The organism is Amycolatopsis sp. CB00013 (assembly GCF_001905755.1).
GTDB classification, from domain to species: domain Bacteria; phylum Actinomycetota; class Actinomycetes; order Mycobacteriales; family Pseudonocardiaceae; genus Amycolatopsis; species Amycolatopsis japonica.
Genome location: NZ_LIWC01000002.1, coordinates 798,010 through 812,916, shown reverse-complemented (window position 1 = coordinate 812,916; position 14,907 = coordinate 798,010). Strand labels below are relative to the sequence as shown.

Genomic DNA, 14,907 nt, shown 5'->3' with positions numbered 1-14,907 from the left:
ACCATGAGCGGGAAGGGCGGAACTCCCTTCTTCGATGCCCCCGACTTCGTGAAAGGCGATGGCACTCAGGCAGATCCTCCGGGCGACACGTTCGCCGACCCGCTGTCCGGGCTGGTCACGACCGGCACGACGGCCCCATCCGATCCGTCGGCGGGAGCCGACGACGTCCACGTGCAGGTGCCGGGACCGGTCCAGCACGACCCCGAAGTGGTGAGCAGGATGGTCAGCGCGGCCATGCTCGCGGACGACCAGCCCGCGGAAAGCCCGGGCGCGGAGCAGACCGCGGCCCCGTCGCCCGCCAAGGTCGTCAGCACGGTGGGTGAGCAAGGCGCTGCGCCGATCGGGATCCTGCCCCAGCAGCGAACCTGGCCGTCGAGGCCGTCTCAGCTGATCCGCCAGCCCCGTCGGCTGAAGCCGGAAGAGCCGGTCGAGGTCGACGAGGAGGCCGAGGTCGAAGTTCGGCGCGCCAAGCGTTCCATGCAGATGCCGAGGCTCGGCAAACCGTCGTCGAACACCGCCGGCGTGATGATCGCGATCGCCCTCATGATCGTCTTCGCGGTCCTCGCCATCCAGCTGCTCGCGAGCCTGTTCAACAGCATCGCGGGGATCTTCGGGTAACCCGTCCGGCGGATAGCGCCGGACGGGGCCGTCCGTCCAGACGTCACCCATCGGGATACCCTGGCCCTACGGTCGGGGTACCCGGTGTTGACCCGGGTCGCAACCCCGGCGCCGCGTGACTAGTGGGGTGGGCGTATCAGCGAGGGCGTGCAGTCGGTGCCCGAGACGGGCACGAGTGGTCCGTCGGGACGTGACGCTTCCACCATGCACCGGGTGCGGCGGGTGCTGGCGATCAAGCCGTTCCGCCGGATCTGGGGTGTCTCCTATCTGTGCAGCGTCGCGGACTGGCTGAACCTCCTCACGCTGACCGGTCTGGTCACCAAACTGACCGACAACTACGCCGCGCAGAACTTCGCGTTCGTCGGGGTCGTGCTGACGTCGCTGCTGCCGGGGCTGCTGTTCGCCCCGCTCGGCGGGCTGCTCGCCGACCGCTTCGACCGGCGCAAGGTGATGGTGCTCTGCGACCTCGGCCGATGCGGGTTCCTGCTGTCGATCGCGTTCGTCGGCACCCCGTGGTGGGTGTTCGTCGGCAACTTCCTGGTCGGCTGCTGCTCGATGATGTGGATCCCGTCGAAGGACGCGGCGGTGCCGAACCTGCTGCGCCGTCCGGACCAGGTCGAGACGGCCAACCAGCTCGGCATGGTGATGACCTACGGCCTCGCGGTGATCACCGCCGCCGGGGCGAACGCCGTGCTCACCGGTAGCAACACCACGTTCCACTTCTTCCAGGGCGACGCCCAGCTCGGCATCGCCAAGGTCGCCGTCGTCATCACCGGCCTGCTGTACCTGACCAGCGCGATCGTGATCGCGACCCGGATCCCCGAGCTGTCGCTGCGCAATGTCCACGCGGTCGAGAAGCCCAAGGTCAAGCCTGCCGACGAGGAGAAGTTCGGCTTCCGGCAGATGATCGCCGACGGCGCCCGGTTCGTGCGGACGACGCCGCTGGTGCGCGGATTGATGATCGGTGCTTTCGGCGCCTTCGCCGCCGGTGGCGCGGTGATCGGTTCGGCCAAGCCGTACTCGTCCAGCCTGCTCGCCGGTGACGCGGCGTTCAACCTGCTCGTCCTGGCCGTCTTCCTCGGGCTCGCCACCGGTATGGCGGTGGCCCCGAAGCTCGCGCGTCGGCTCGCGCACGACCGGCTGTTCGGGATCTCGATCGTCGCCGCGGGACTGTGTCTCGTCGTGGTGGCGCTGTCGCCGCATCTCGCCGTTTCGCTGGTCGCGGTCGCGGCCGTCGGTGTCTGGGCGGGGACGGCGTTCCTGACCGGTGTCACGATCATCGGTTCGCGGATCGAGGACTCCATCCGCGGCCGGATCAACGCGATCTACCAGTCGCTGATGAAGATCGTGCTGTTCGGCTCGACGGTGTTGGTGCCAGTGCTGATCAGCGCGGTCCGGACGACCGAGGTCGAGCTGTGGGGCGGCACGATCACCATCGACGGCACGCGGCCGGTGATGGTCGGCGGCGGCATCCTCGCGCTGCTCGCCGGCATCTTCGCGTACCGGCAGATGGACGACCGGCGGGCCGAACCGATCCTCGCCGATCTCCGCAACGCTTTGCGCCGCAGCCCGCGTCGCGTGAACGGCCTGCTGATCGCGCTCGAAGGCACGCGGGCGATCAACACCGAAACGCAGGCCGCGCGGCTGGCCGAATGGCTGCGCGCGGGTACGCGTCCGGTCGTGCTGGCCGCCGACCCGGCGTTGGACGATCAACGGCTCGCGAAGCTCGTCTCCGGCGCTTCGCTGTCCGGTGCGCGGGCGCAGGCGCTGGCCGCCGCCGCGGTGCGGGCGGACATCGTCGAACGGGACATCCAGCCCGCGCTCGACGCCGGCTCCGTCGTGGTGATGGAACGGTTCGTGGACTCGCCGCTGGCGCATCTGTCCGCGGTGGCCGGTCTGGACAGCCAGGAGCTCGAAGGGCTCGCGGACTGGGCGACCGGCAGGCTGCGGCCCGACATCACCATCCTGCTCGACGCCGATCCCGGCACGGTGATGCGGAAGTCGGAGTCGCTGGACGCGCAGTGGCGGGTGCAGCATCTGCTCACGGAGATGGCCGCCGCCGACCCGGACCGGTATGTCGTGGTCGACGCGGAAGGTACCGAGGACGAAGTGGGCGACCGGGTGCGGACCGCGATCCGCGCGGTGCTCGTCGGCAGGCTCGCCGGGCTCGCTCCGGCGGAGGAGAAGGTCGAAGCGAAGTGACGGAAGCCCCTGTGCTGATCGGTGTCTGGAAGCAGCTCGTCGGCCAGGAGCCCGCCGCGCGCACGCTTTCTTCGGCGTCGACGGCGGCCGCCCGGATCATCGACAACCAGCCGGTCGCGCCCGGCGCGATGACCCATGCCTGGCTGATCACCGGTCCGCCGGGTTCGGGGCGTTCGACGGCCGCGCGGGTTTTCGCGGCGGCGTTGCAGTGCAGCGCCGGCACCGGCTGCGGCGAGTGCCCCGGCTGCCGCACCGTGATGGCCGGGACGCACGCGGACGTCAAGCTCGTCGTGCCGGAAGGCCTTTCGATCTCGGTCGCCGAGATGCGTTCGCTGGTGCAGGCCGCCGCCCGCCGCCCGACCACCGGGAAGTGGCAGGTGGTGATCATCGAGGACTCCGACAGGCTGACCGAAGGCGCGTCGAACGCGTTGCTGAAGGCCGTCGAGGAGCCGCCGGATCGCACGGTGTTCCTGCTGTGCGCGCCGTCGGATCACCCGGACGACGTGTCGGTGACGATCCGCTCGCGGTGCCGTCTGGTCACGTTGCGGACGCCGCCGCCGGAGGCGATCGCGCAGGTGCTGATGGAGCGGGACGGTATCGAGCCCGAGCGTGCGCGGTGGGCCGCGTCCGTCTCCAGTGGACATGTCGGCCGTGCGCGGCGGCTCGCGACCGACGAGGCGGCGCGGCAGCGGCGGGCGACGGTGCTGCGGATCCCGCTCGGCCTGCGGCGGCCGTCCGATGTGTTCACTTGCGCCGATCAGCTGATCAGCGCGGCGGAGGCCGACGCGGGCGAGGAGAGCAAGGTCCGCGACGAGGCCGAACGTTCCGAACTCCGCACCGCGATGGGCGGCGATGGCACCGGAAAGGGTGTCGCCGGGGCGAAACGCGCCGCCGAAGCCGCCGTGAAGCAGCTCGAGAAGCGCCAGAAGTCCCGCGCGACCCGAACGCAGCGAGACACGCTGGATCTCGCGCTGGTGGATCTGGCCGCGTTCTACCGGGACGTGCTCGTGACCGCGAGCGGCGCGGGCGCGACGCTGAACCATCCCGACCACGCCTCGGAAATCTCGCAGGCCGCCTCCGCGTGGGCGCCGGACTCGATCCTGCGGCGGCTCGAAGCCGTCCTGGAATGCCGCGAGGCCATCGACCTGAACGTGAAGCCGAGGATCGCCGTCGAAGCCATGGTCACCACCCTGCGCCAGAGCTGACACGCGCTTCGATCCCTACCCCACCCCCCGCCCTTCCCAGGGGGGCGTCCCCGAGTCCAGTCTACCGGGGGTGGCGGGGGAAAAGGGCTGGTGGCGGGAGTTGTCCACAGGTGGGGATGGTTGTGGACAAGTGCTGTGGGTAAGTGAAGAGGCTTCGGGTTCGGGGCGGGCTCCGGCATGCGGGGAGGGGGTGACTGTGTGGATTTCAGGTCATCCAACGCACCAAAATCCACACGGTCAGCGGCGGGGCCCCACTGCTGAAGAGCGATCAGGGGGTACGAACGGTCCTCTCACGCGGGGACGTGAAAGGACCGTTCATCACCCTCCTCGCCCCGTCTAGTCCTCCGAGTCCAGCGAGCGCGGCCGCGGCGAAGGCTTGAAGCCAGGCGACTTCTTCGCGACCGGAACCACCGCGAGCCGGCGCCGTCCCGGCATGGCGGCCACGAGAACGACACCGATCAGCAGCATCGCCGTACCCGACCAGAACATCGGCACCGTGTCGTAGGCGGCGTTGGTGTACGCCAGGTTCTTGACCGGCCCCTTCGGCGCCGCGCCACCGTTGTTGCCCGCGGGCGGCGGGGTAGCGGTGCCGCACTCGACACCACCGGTGGGCGCGTACGCCCGGGCGATCTGCTCGCCGAGCGACACCTGCGCCAGCGACGAAGGCAGCTTCTTCGCGGCGTCCGGCGGGAGCGCCTTCTGCAGCGCCGTCGTCGGCAGGATCTGCAGGTCCAGCAGCCGCGCCGAGGCGCCCATCTGGAAGCCCTTGAACGGCGAGGTCATGTCGCTCGACTTCTGGTTCAGCCCGGCGATCGACAGCTTGAGCACCCCGATGTCGAGGGTGAGCCCGTTCCCGGCCTCGCCGCCGGGGAGCTGCTTGGTGGCGCCGTTCAGCATCTCGGCCAGCCCGCCGATCACCGGCACGTTCTTCAGCTGGTCGAAGCCCGGGACCTGCTTGAGCGACGGCAGCGGGATCCCGATCGGGATGTCCTTGGTCGGGTTGTTCGCGTCGAGGGTGAACAGCACCTTGTCACCGCGGACGATCTGCAGCACCGGGGCGCTGTACTCGACCTTCGACGTCTTCTTCTCGCCGGTCGAGGTGACCCTCAGCGTCGGCTGGCTGGCGACCTTGATCGTCAGGCCGAGCGGCGTGCCCTTCAGCAGTTCGATGTTGGCCGCCTGCAGGGTCGACGTCGATTCGACGGCCTTGTTCTTCGAACCGGGGATGTCGACCAGCCGCACGACGGATCGCGACGACAGCGTGTTCGGCAGGCTCAGCACCGCACCCTTGCCGTCGGCGCTGGTGCTGGTGCCCGACAGCAGCCCGCCGAGGTTCGCCAGCGGGCCGAGAGCGGACAGACCGGACTTGAGCTGCTCGGATGCCTGGGTCAGCTGGTCGGCGCCCGGGATGTTCGGGATGGTCGGCAGCAGCGCGAGGTTCGCGATCGACGTGCTCGAATCGGCGATCGTGCCGACGCACGGCCCGAGCGTCGGGCTCCAGCGCGCGTGCGCCTCACCGTTGAGCAGGCCGAGGTTGAACAGCGGGTTCTTCGGCGCGTTGAGGCCGCCGCTGATCGGCTTCGGGTTGTCCGGCAGCGCCGTCTGCACGAGGCTGCCCGGCGTCTGCGGCGCGTTGCCGGCGGCGGACAGGCCGAACGGCGACGACTGCGCGATCGACTTCTCGTAGTTCAGGTAGGCCTCGGAGTTGGCCTGCGCGCTCGAAAGCCCCATCCCCGCTTCGAGCGCGGACTGCTTCGGCAGCAACTCGCCCGCGCCGGGCAGGATGGCGCTGGTCGGCACCGCGTTCGGCAGCAGCCGCAGCACGCCGAGCGCCGCCCCCGCGTCACCGACCGCCTTGCCGAGCGGCTGCGGCCCGATCGGCGCCGACATCGGCGGCTGTCCCGGATTCGCCGGATCGGGGATCGGCGTGGTCGGGATCGTCTGGGCGGTCGCCGGAGCCGCGGTCAGCAGAAGCAGGGCCGCGGCGGCCGGAAGCGCCAGCACACGGGGCAGTCGTTGCCGCATGAACAGGTCCTCCAGTGGGGATGGGCCGATCTTGGGGGACTGAGACCGGCGTCATAGGACCTTAACGACGGTGGCCCTCGAAGGTGACGTTCAAGCCTCCGCTACACTTGGCTCCGTCATCGGGTGCGAGCCCGATGTCCGCCGCCTTAGCTCAGTCGGCCAGAGCGATTCACTCGTAATGAATAGGTCAGGGGTTCGATTCCCCTAGGCGGCTCCGCAGGTCAGGGCCCCATTCGGAACACTCCGGATGGGGCCCTGACCTTTTGGGGTGACTACTCGAGTGACTGGGCGGTCTGGCTGCGGTCCCGATCAAGTTCACCCGATCCGGGGAGCGGCCTGTGGTGGGGCCGCCTGCCGCGAAGCAGTTCGAGAAGCCGGATGGCGTGGGTGCGTCCAGCTTCGTCCGCGCGGAGCGACCAGAGAACAATGAGCAATTGGATCGCGTATCGGAGGGCGAAAGCCGTCACGGCCAGCACGCCCATCGAGCTCGCCGCCGCTTCGCTTATCACCGCGTGATGGTGACGCTTTTAGGCATGATCGCGCCATAACTGGCCGCAAATAGTGGGGTGTTCCTTCACCTGGTCACGCGGCTGCACCCGAAGCCCGGCGTACTCGGTGTCACCCCTTGAGGAACATCCGCGACAGCGAGGTGCCCACTCCCGTGAGGTGCTCGACGAGCGTGTCCGCGTCCGCGTCGAGCAGTCCGGAGCGCCACGCGAGCATGATCTCGACGAAGCCGCCGATGCCCAGCAGGACGTTCACCCGGAACTCCAGCCCGTCCACGTCCGGTTTCAGATGCGGCCGCGCCAGGTCGATCAGCAGGCCAGTGGTCTCCTGGACGGTCTGCCGCCGCAGTTGCTCCAGCACCGCGCTGCCCGCGTGGTCGCCGAACAGGATCTGCGCGCGCGACGGCTCTTCCTGCACGTGGTGCACGACGACGTCGACGGCGGCGCGGAGCTGGTCCAGGGCGGGTTGCTCGATGCGGGCGGCGACGGCGTCGAGGACCATCCGCAGGGTTTCGTCGCGGACCTGTTCCCAGGCGGTGGCGAGCAGCGCGTCGCGGTTGGCGAAGCTCTCGTAGAAGTATCGGTCGGTCAGGTTCGCCCGCGCGCAGACGCCGCGCATGGTGACCGCCGCCCAGCCCTGTTCCTGCCAGATCTCCAGCGCGGCGCCGAGAAGTGCCAGCCGTCGTTCGGCGCGGCGTTCGTCGGCGGTTTTGCCGCTGTAGCGGCGGGACGCGGTCACCTCTCCATCTTGACAGCAGGTGCCCTCAGATTCATTCTGAGGGCATGCGACCGCAGAATGGCCTGCGCGCCGGGTTGGCCTCCGCGCTGACGTCCGCTTTCGTGCGGCCGATCGCCAACGCGATCCCGGCCAACCGCGCGGGCGTCGCGTTCTCCCGGGCCTTCATCGCGAGCAGTTTGTGGCTGGCGTCGCCGCCGTTGAAGGGGAGCCGCATCGAGCCCGGCATCCGCGGCGAGTGGGTCCGCGCGCCCGGGACGAGCGAGGGCAACGCCGTGGTCCTCTACATCCACGGCAGCGGTTACGCCCTTTGCTCGGCGCGCACGCACCGCGGGCTGACCACGCGGGTATCCGCCGGCACCGGGCTGCCGGTCTTCGCCTGCGAGTACCGGCTCGCGCCGCGGCATCGGTTCCCGAGCGCCGCCGACGACGTCCGCGCGGCCTACGACCGGCTCCTCGATCAGGGATATCGGCGGATCCTCGTCGCGGGCGACTCCGCGGGCGGGCATCTCGCGGTCGACCTCGCCGCGCAGCTGCTCCGGGAACGCCGTGAGCCACCCGCGGCGCTGGCGCTTTTCTCGCCGTTGTTCGACGTGACCTTCGGGCTCGCCGCTCAACGAGAACGGATGAGCCCGGACCCGATGATCTCCGCCGCCGCGGCCGCGCGGCTGGTCGGTCTGTACACAGTGGACGCCGACCTCGCGTCGGCGCGGCTGCGGTTCGCCTTCGACGACATCAAGGGTTTCCCGCCGACGATCATCCAAGCGGGCGGGCTCGAAATGCTCGCCGCGGACGCCATCGAGCTGGCCAGGGCGCTGCGCCGCGCGGGAGCCGACTGCGAATTGGACGTGGTGCCCGGCCAGATGCACGTCTTCCAGGCTTTGACCCGCTTCATCCCCGAAGCGGCGCCGGCGATGGAGCGGGCTTGCCGCTTCCTCACCGGGAACCTTCCAGCGATCGTGAGGGCGGCATGACGAAACGGACCCACGGAGCGCACGCCGTCGTCACCGGCGCCGGCAGCGGGATCGGGAGGGCGATCGCGGCCGAGCTCGTCCGGCGCGGCAGCCGGGTCGTTTGCGCCGACATCGACCTCGAAGCCGCTGAGGAAACCGCGAAAACGCTCGAGAACGCGGTCGCCATCGCCTGTGACGTGTCCGATGTGGACGAAGTCGCGGACTTGGCGAACCAGGCGCGGTCCTGGTTCGGTCGCGAGCCGGACCTCGTCGTCAACAACGCCGGGATCGGTGCGGGCGGCAAACTCGTCGGGGAGAGCCCGCTGTCCGATTGGCAGCGGACGCTCGGGGTGAACCTCTGGGGCGTGATCCACGGCTGCCACACCTTCGTCCCCGCCATGCGCGCGGCGAAGGCGGGCGGCGTCATCAACGTCGCGTCGGCCGCCGGGTTCACCGCCGCGCCGAGGATGGCCGCGTACAACGTGAGCAAGGCCGGGGTCGTCAGTCTGTCCGAGACACTGGCCGCCGAACTGTCCGGCACCGGCGTCGCGGTCACCGTGCTGTGCCCGACCTTCGTGCGCACCAACATCTTCGGCGGCGAGCTCATCGAAGACGGGGCGCGCGGCCTCGCGCAGCGGGTCTCCGACGTGGTCGGGTTCTCGCCGGAGCGTGTCGCGAAGATGACGCTCGACGCCCACGATCGCGGACGCCTCTACGTCGTGCCGCAGCCCGACGCCCAGCTTCTGTGGCACGCCAAACGGTTCGTGCCCGTTCCGTACACGCGGATCGCCGGTCTGCTCGGCCGGTTCCTGCCCGCCGAAAAGGAGAAGTGATGGCTTACGACTTCGCGGCGATGCTCCAGACCATCAAGGACAAGCAGTGGTCGCTGGCCGACATCGACTGGGACGCGCCCGGCGCCGAGACGATGACCGACGAACTGCGCGCCAAGATGCGGCCGTTCATGGCCGACCTCGTGTGGATCGAGCACGTCGGCGCGCGCGGCTTCGCCTCGCTGGCCAAGAAGGCGCCGACTCCGGTGATCCAGGAGATCTACCGCTACTTCCACGCCGAGGAACAGAAGCACGCCAACGCGGAACTGGCGCTGATGAAACGCTGGGGCATGCTCGACGAGCACGGGTCGATGCCCGAGCCGAACATCAACGTCAAGCTCGCCATCAAGGTCCTCGACGACTTCGGCGACACGCTGCCGCTGACGGCGCTCGCCACGCTCATCCCGCTGCTCGAATGCGCGCTGGACGGCGCGCTGGTGAAGTTCCTGCTGGACGAGGTCTCCGATCCGGTGTGCCATCAGGTGTTCCGGCATATCAACTCCGACGAGGCCCGGCACATCACGGCTGATTTCGAGGTGCTGGAACTGATCGGCGCCGGATCCACGACCAAACTGCTCACCGAATCGATCGGCTCGCTCAAACCGCAGATCGTCCTCGGCCTGATCGTGGTGTTCGTCCCGCTGATCAACAAGATGCGGGACAACATCGTCGCGATGGGCCTGCCGGAGAAGAAGCTGTACAACGCCGTGAAGCGGTTCTCCACCATCGGCGGCCGCGGCGAGTTCACGAAACGCATCCCGGCGTACCACGTGCTCAAGGCGCAGGCGGCGATGATCGTCGACCGTTCGCACGTCTACCACCGGCTGCTCGCCGACCCGATGGTGAAGGCGACCCGGCTGATTCCCGCGCGGCTGCTGGGAAAGCCGCAGTCGTGGACCGAGGAGATCACCCACGAACCGGTCGCGTCATGACGCTCGGCGCCTTCCGGGGCGAGGTGCTGCGCGGCACCGAGTGGTTCGGGCACGACTTCACCGGGCAACGGGTGGCCGTGCTCGCGCCAGGCCGCGAGGCGGCGCAGATCGTGCCCGAGGTGGTGGCCACCGCGCGATCGGTGAAGGTGTTCCAAGAGGAGCCGGACTGGGTGGTGCCGATGCCGGTCCCCGGCCCGACCGTCCTCGGCGTCGCCGTCGCCCGGGTTTTCCTGCGCTGGCAGGTGAAAGACCCCTGGATCCGCCGGCTCCTGACGCCCGACCGGCGCTTCGGCTCGCGGCGGACGGCGCCGGGCCTCGGCTACTACGGCGCGCTCCGGCGGCCCGGCTGCAAGCTCATCACCTGGCCGGTTTACGCCTTCGCTCCCGACGGAATCCGCACCGCCGAAGGTATCGAGCACCAGGCCGACGTGGTGGTGCTCGGGCCCAGCTCACTGTTCGCCGAGGAAGGACTTCCCGCATGACGCCGGACCACGAGATCGCGATCATCGGCGGGGGATTCTCCGGGATCGGGGCCGCGATCCTGCTGCACCAGGCCGGTTTCGAAGACTTCCTGATGCTGGAGGAGGGCGACGGCGTCGGCGGCGCGTGGCACTGGAACACCTATCCCGGTGTCGCCGTCGACATCCCGTCGTTCAGTTACCAGTTCTCGTTCGAGCAGATCTCCGGCTGGTCGCGGGTCTACGCGCCCGGCCGCGAACTGAAGGCGTACGCCGACTACTGCGTCGACAAGTACGACATCCGCCGCCGCACCCGCCTCGGCAGCAAAGTCGTCTCCGCGACTTTCGACGACGAGACGCACTTGTGGTGCCTCGAAACCGCCGAAGGGTGGTCGATGACGGCGCGGTTCGTCGTCGGCGCCACCGGCGTGCTCACCCAGCCGAAGCCGCCGGACATCGACGGCATCGACGCTTTCCGCGGCACGGTCATGCACACCGCGCGCTGGGACCACGGCGTGGACCTGCGGGGCAAACGCGTCGCCGTCGTCGGCACCGGGGCATCGGCCGTGCAGGTGATCCCGTCCATCGCGCCGGGGGCCGCGCATCTGACGGTTTTCCAGCGCACGCCGATCTGGTGCCTGCCCAAACCCGATGCCGCGTTGCCCCGGACGGCGCGCCTCGCGCTGCGGCGGCTGCCGGGCGCGAAACTGGTGTCCAGGCTGGCCAGTCAGGCCCTCGTCGAGGTGACCTTTCCGCTGGCGGCGCACTTCCACAACCTGCTGCCGACCGCGGGCGCCGGCGAGCGGATCGGGCGCGCGCATCTGCGCCGCGCGGTCAAGGACCCCGAAACCCGCGAGAAGCTGACCCCGCGCTACGCCTTGGGCTGCAAGCGGCCGAGCTTCTCGAACGAATACCTCCAGACGTTCAACCGGGACGACGTCACGCTGGAGACCACCGGCATCGACGCGATCACCGAATCCGGCGTGCGCACCGCCGACGGCACCGAGCATCCGGTCGACGTCCTGGTGCTGGCGACCGGGTTCAAGGTGTTCGAGAAGGGCAACATGCCCGCCTTCACCGTGCGCGGTTCGGGCGGCGCGGACCTGGAGAAGTTCTGGGAGGAGAACCGGTTCCAGGCCTACCAGGGCGTCAGCGTCCCCGGTTTCCCGAACCTGTTCACCATTCTCGGGCCCTACGGCTACAACGGTTCCTCGTACTTCAACCTCATCGAGACGCAGACCGCGCACATCATCCGCTGTCTGCGCAACGCGAGGAAGACCGGCGCCACGCGCGTGGAGGTCACGAGCGAGGCCAACGACCGCTACTTCCGCAGCATGCTGGACCGGCGCAAGCATCAGGTCTTCTTCCAGGACAGCTGTTCACTGGCCAACAGCTACTACTTCGACGCGAACGGGGACGTGCCGTTTCGCGCCTCGCCGACGCTGGAAACCATGGTGACGAGCCGGTTCTTCGACCTCGACGACTACGCCTTCGCGGACGGCCGGTGAACACTGGCTGAAGTCCGCCGTCCCCGGCCGTGACGGGCCTTAGGTTCGATTCCCCGAACCTGGAGGCTGGTCTTGGAAGGCTTTCCCTGGGACGTCCTGCTCGCGGTGGCCGGGATCGCCGTCCCGGCCGTCGCTTTCCTGTGGGAGTTCGCGCTCGTCGGCCGCAAACGGCTCGGCTACCGCGTGCAGATGGACACCCCGACGGCGTCCGGACGCGGGTTCGCGCCGACCGCCGACGCGCTGGCGCAGCTGCAGCACGAGAACGGCGAGCGGCTCGTCGACCCGTCGTTCGTGCTGCTGCGCATCGAGAACAACGGCACCACCGACATCGACACCGACGACTACGCGGTCAACGAGAACGACCGCGTCGGCGTCCGCGTGAAGTTCCCCGGCCGCACCGTGGCGGGCATGGTGGTGACCGAACTCAGCTCGCCGCATCTGCACGAATGCTTCGGCGACGACTCCGGTTTCGGCGCGCGCGACGAGAATCCCGAGCGGCCGGCGGGTGTGATCGACCTGCCGAGGGTGCCGCTGAACCGCGGCGCGCACTACAAGATCCTCGCCGTGCTCGACCGGATCCCCAACGGATCGCCCGACGATTTCGACGATCCCCAGGTCGTCGGCGAGATCAAGGGCGGCAGCCTCCGCGAGACCAAAAGCCGCACCGGCCCGACGACTTCGGTGATCGCGCTCATCCTGTTCCTCGTGGTGATCAGCATCTTCCAGCTGACCCGCTCCCTGTTCTTCGACGAGAAGCCGCCGCCGCTGGACTGCGCGTCCGGGAAGCTCACGATCACCGGATCGACGGCGTTCGCGCCGGTACTGAAGGAAGCGACGGCCTCGTACGCGAAGACGTGCCCGGGTGCGTCGTTCGTCTTCGACACCCGGGGGAGCGCGGAAGGGCTCGGGAGCCTGAACCAGGCCGGGAACGAAGGCGTGCTGGCGTTCTCCGACGGCGCCAAGGGCGAGGGCTTCCCGCAACTGCTGCCGCGTCCGGTCGCGTTCTCGCTGTTCACGCTCGTGATCAACAAAGAGGCCGGGGTCCAGGACCTCACGCTCGCGCAGATCCGCGACGTCTACGACGGCAAGATCGCGAACTGGCGGGAGATCGGCGGCAAGGACCGGCCGGTCCGGCTCGTCGACCGGCATTCGGACTCCGGCACGCGGCGGACGTTCGAGGGGCAGATCCTGGCGGGCAAACGGGAGCCCGGCGACAACTCCGACGACTGCCTCAAACCGGCGCCGGGTGCCCAGCCGGGAGTGGTGCGGTGCGCGAAGCCGTCCACGAACGACGTCCTCGACGCGGTGTCGCGGGTGCCGGGCGCGCTCGGGTACAGCGAACTGGGCGCCGCCACGAAACGCGAGGACGTGCTGCCGGTGCGGATCGACGGCCACCAGGCGACGCTGGAGGGCGCGATCCACGCGGCCTACCCGTTCTGGGAGACCGAGTACGCGTACACGTTCGGCGAGCCGAAGGCGGACTCGCTCGTGGCGAGCTTCCTGCGGTACCTGACGAATCAGGTCGGCAAGGACATCGTGCGGTCGCATGGGCACCGGCCGTGCGCCGAGCTGGCGAATCCGGTGCTGTGCCGTCCGGGCGCGTGAAAGCCTGACCTGCGCTCAAGTGTCATGAAAGGGTCGTTCAGGACGAAAAGTGTCCTGAACGACCCTTTCATGACATCCGCGGCGGTACGAGGGTCAGGCAGGCGGCTTCAGCGTGACGACGGTGGCGCTGGTCTCGCCACGCGGCGTCCGGTACGTGATCTCGTCGCCCTCCTTCGCGCCGACGAGCGCGAGGCCGAGCGGGCTGTCCGAGGTGACCGTGGAGGCGTCCGCGTCCTCGCCGGGGATCGTGACGATGTGGAGCTCGTCCTCGTCGCCGTCGGCGAACCTGAGGGTGACGGTGGTGCCGTCGGGGAGCAGGCCCTTGCTGTTACGGCCGCCGTGCTCGAGTTTCGCCGCGACGTCGGCGATGCGCCGGTCGAGGTAGGCGGCGGCCTCCGCGCGGTCCAGCACCTCGGCCTGGTCGGCGGCGTCGCCGGTTCGTTCCTGCTCGCCGACGAGCGGCGCCATCGCGTCGCGCTGCGCACGCAGATCGGCGAGTTCCTTCTCCAGCTGCCGTCGTGCGGCCGGGCTGAACCCGTTGTCCCCTGAGGTCACCATGCCGGGCATTGTCCGCTACGGATCGACGGCTAGCCACCTAGATTTTTCACCCGCTGTGATCGGACAGGACACTTGCCCTAAGATTCAGGGCTCATGTCCTGACTACTTGGTGTAAGGAACTTCGTGACCGCCGTTCCCGGCCGCAGCGCGCGGCTCTCCCCCAATCAGCTGCAGAAACAGGAACAGATCGTCGAAGCGGCGCGTGTCGTGCTCGCCAGGGACGGGCTCGCGGGCTGCACCGTGCGGGCGATCGCGGACGCCGGGCCGCTCACGAAGAGTGCGATTCATTACTACTTCGCGGACATCGACGTCTTGATCGACCGGGCGATGGCGGCGCACATCACAACGTTCACCGCCGATTTGCGCAAAATATCGGCGAAACACGATCACCCGGATGAGCGGCTCTTCGCCGCGCTGGAGGCCTTCCTCGCCGAGTTCTCCGGCCGTCCGAACGCGGCCTTCCTCTGGTTCGAGTACTGGATCGCCGCGGGCCGCGCGCAGCACCCTCAGGCCATCGACGTGATGCTGACGTCGATCACCGAACTGCTCGCGGAACTGCTCGCCCCGCTCGACGTCGAAGACCCGCGGGCGCGAGCGCGGGCCCTACTGTCCTATCTGCTCGGTGCGATCGTCCAGCAGCGCGTCCGGCGGCGGCCGTTCGCCGCACTGCGTGGTGACATCGAAGCGCTCTGTTTCGCGAACTACGGCTAGAAATACGCATTAGATCCGTACCGTTACGGATTGTTCCCCCTGCCTGCTCCGGCCATGGTG

General features: G+C 69.1%; 13 protein-coding genes and 1 tRNA gene. 11 read left to right on the top strand and 3 right to left on the bottom strand.

The window, feature by feature from the left end; all coding sequences use genetic code 11:
* Positions 1 to 3: 3 nt before the first annotated feature.
* The 3 genes from AMK34_RS13870 (at position 4) to AMK34_RS13860 (ending at position 4,025) form a co-directional block, all read left to right on the top strand.
* Positions 4 to 618, top strand: a complete 615-nt coding sequence (locus tag AMK34_RS13870) for a hypothetical protein (protein ID WP_241832766.1) — start codon at positions 4 to 6, stop codon at positions 616 to 618.
* 147 nt (positions 619 to 765) lie between these two features.
* Positions 766 to 2,820: a bifunctional MFS transporter/dTMP kinase gene (locus AMK34_RS13865; protein ID WP_037335156.1), complete on the top strand. Its 2,055-nt coding sequence runs from the start codon at positions 766 to 768 to the stop codon at positions 2,818 to 2,820.
* A complete protein-coding gene (locus AMK34_RS13860; RefSeq protein WP_073845631.1) occupies positions 2,817 to 4,025 on the top strand; it encodes a DNA polymerase III subunit delta' in 1,209 nt (402 codons plus the stop codon). Before AMK34_RS13865 ends, AMK34_RS13860 begins: the two co-directional genes overlap by 4 nt.
* A gap of 336 nt (positions 4,026 to 4,361) precedes the next feature.
* Here AMK34_RS13860 and AMK34_RS13855 read toward each other — a convergent pair whose 3' ends face one another.
* Positions 4,362 to 6,050, bottom strand: coding sequence for a hypothetical protein (locus AMK34_RS13855; RefSeq protein ID WP_143202451.1), 1,689 nt, complete (start codon positions 6,048 to 6,050; stop codon positions 4,362 to 4,364).
* A 140-nt stretch (positions 6,051 to 6,190) separates the two neighbouring features.
* Between AMK34_RS13855 and AMK34_RS13850 the strand changes: the two genes are divergently transcribed.
* Positions 6,191 to 6,264: transfer RNA gene (locus AMK34_RS13850), tRNA-Thr, on the top strand.
* Positions 6,265 to 6,668: 404 nt separating this feature from the next.
* Here AMK34_RS13850 and AMK34_RS13840 read toward each other — a convergent pair.
* Positions 6,669 to 7,295 (bottom strand): TetR/AcrR family transcriptional regulator, encoded by a 627-nt coding sequence (locus AMK34_RS13840; protein ID WP_073845627.1) that lies wholly within the window; start codon positions 7,293 to 7,295, stop codon positions 6,669 to 6,671.
* Between the two features lie 44 nt (positions 7,296 to 7,339).
* Between AMK34_RS13840 and AMK34_RS13835 the strand changes: the two genes are divergently transcribed.
* The 6 genes from AMK34_RS13835 to AMK34_RS13810 all read left to right on the top strand — a co-directional run bounded on the left by AMK34_RS13835 (position 7,340) and on the right by AMK34_RS13810 (position 13,578).
* The gene (locus AMK34_RS13835; protein ID WP_174492079.1) at positions 7,340 to 8,266 is read left to right on the top strand and encodes an alpha/beta hydrolase; all 927 of its coding nucleotides are present in this window, start codon (positions 7,340 to 7,342) and stop codon (positions 8,264 to 8,266) included.
* Positions 8,263 to 9,078 carry an SDR family NAD(P)-dependent oxidoreductase gene (locus tag AMK34_RS13830; RefSeq protein WP_073845625.1) on the top strand — a complete coding sequence of 272 codons (816 nt, stop codon included), beginning with the start codon at positions 8,263 to 8,265 and terminating at the stop codon, positions 9,076 to 9,078. Before AMK34_RS13835 ends, AMK34_RS13830 begins: the two co-directional genes overlap by 4 nt.
* Positions 9,078 to 10,007 (top strand): hypothetical protein, encoded by a 930-nt coding sequence (locus tag AMK34_RS13825; protein WP_037335167.1) that lies wholly within the window; start codon positions 9,078 to 9,080, stop codon positions 10,005 to 10,007. Before AMK34_RS13830 ends, AMK34_RS13825 begins: the two co-directional genes overlap by 1 nt.
* The gene (locus AMK34_RS13820) at positions 10,004 to 10,489 is read left to right on the top strand and encodes a hypothetical protein (RefSeq protein WP_038520929.1); all 486 of its coding nucleotides are present in this window, start codon (positions 10,004 to 10,006) and stop codon (positions 10,487 to 10,489) included. The genes AMK34_RS13825 and AMK34_RS13820 overlap by 4 nt, the downstream gene beginning before the upstream one ends.
* Positions 10,486 to 11,973 (top strand): flavin-containing monooxygenase, encoded by a 1,488-nt coding sequence (locus AMK34_RS13815; RefSeq protein WP_073845623.1) that lies wholly within the window; start codon positions 10,486 to 10,488, stop codon positions 11,971 to 11,973. The genes AMK34_RS13820 and AMK34_RS13815 overlap by 4 nt, the downstream gene beginning before the upstream one ends.
* A 72-nt stretch (positions 11,974 to 12,045) precedes the next feature.
* Positions 12,046 to 13,578 (top strand): PstS family phosphate ABC transporter substrate-binding protein, encoded by a 1,533-nt coding sequence (locus tag AMK34_RS13810; protein ID WP_073845621.1) that lies wholly within the window; start codon positions 12,046 to 12,048, stop codon positions 13,576 to 13,578.
* Between the two features lie 93 nt (positions 13,579 to 13,671).
* Here the strand turns inward: AMK34_RS13810 and AMK34_RS13805 are convergent, their stop codons facing one another.
* Positions 13,672 to 14,136 (bottom strand): GreA/GreB family elongation factor, encoded by a 465-nt coding sequence (locus tag AMK34_RS13805; RefSeq protein ID WP_034310019.1) that lies wholly within the window; start codon positions 14,134 to 14,136, stop codon positions 13,672 to 13,674.
* A gap of 123 nt (positions 14,137 to 14,259) precedes the next feature.
* On the opposite strand from AMK34_RS13805, the gene AMK34_RS13800 reads away from it, so the two are divergent.
* Entirely contained in the window at positions 14,260 to 14,847 is a 588-nt protein-coding gene (locus AMK34_RS13800; protein WP_037335180.1) for a TetR/AcrR family transcriptional regulator, read from the top strand.
* The last annotated feature ends 60 nt before the right edge of the window (positions 14,848 to 14,907 follow it).

Coding starts and splice junctions, on each gene's coding strand:
- AMK34_RS13870 (WP_241832766.1), top strand. CDS start 4: ATGAGCGGGAAGGGCGGAACTCCCTTCTTCGATGCCCCCGACTTCGTG.
- AMK34_RS13855 (WP_143202451.1), bottom strand. CDS start 6,050: ATGCGGCAACGACTGCCCCGTGTGCTGGCGCTTCCGGCCGCCGCGGCC.
- AMK34_RS13835 (WP_174492079.1), top strand. CDS start 7,340: ATGCGACCGCAGAATGGCCTGCGCGCCGGGTTGGCCTCCGCGCTGACG.
- AMK34_RS13830 (WP_073845625.1), top strand. CDS start 8,263: ATGACGAAACGGACCCACGGAGCGCACGCCGTCGTCACCGGCGCCGGC.
- AMK34_RS13825 (WP_037335167.1), top strand. CDS start 9,078: ATGGCTTACGACTTCGCGGCGATGCTCCAGACCATCAAGGACAAGCAG.
- AMK34_RS13820 (WP_038520929.1), top strand. CDS start 10,004: ATGACGCTCGGCGCCTTCCGGGGCGAGGTGCTGCGCGGCACCGAGTGG.
- AMK34_RS13815 (WP_073845623.1), top strand. CDS start 10,486: ATGACGCCGGACCACGAGATCGCGATCATCGGCGGGGGATTCTCCGGG.
- AMK34_RS13805 (WP_034310019.1), bottom strand. CDS start 14,136: ATGGTGACCTCAGGGGACAACGGGTTCAGCCCGGCCGCACGACGGCAG.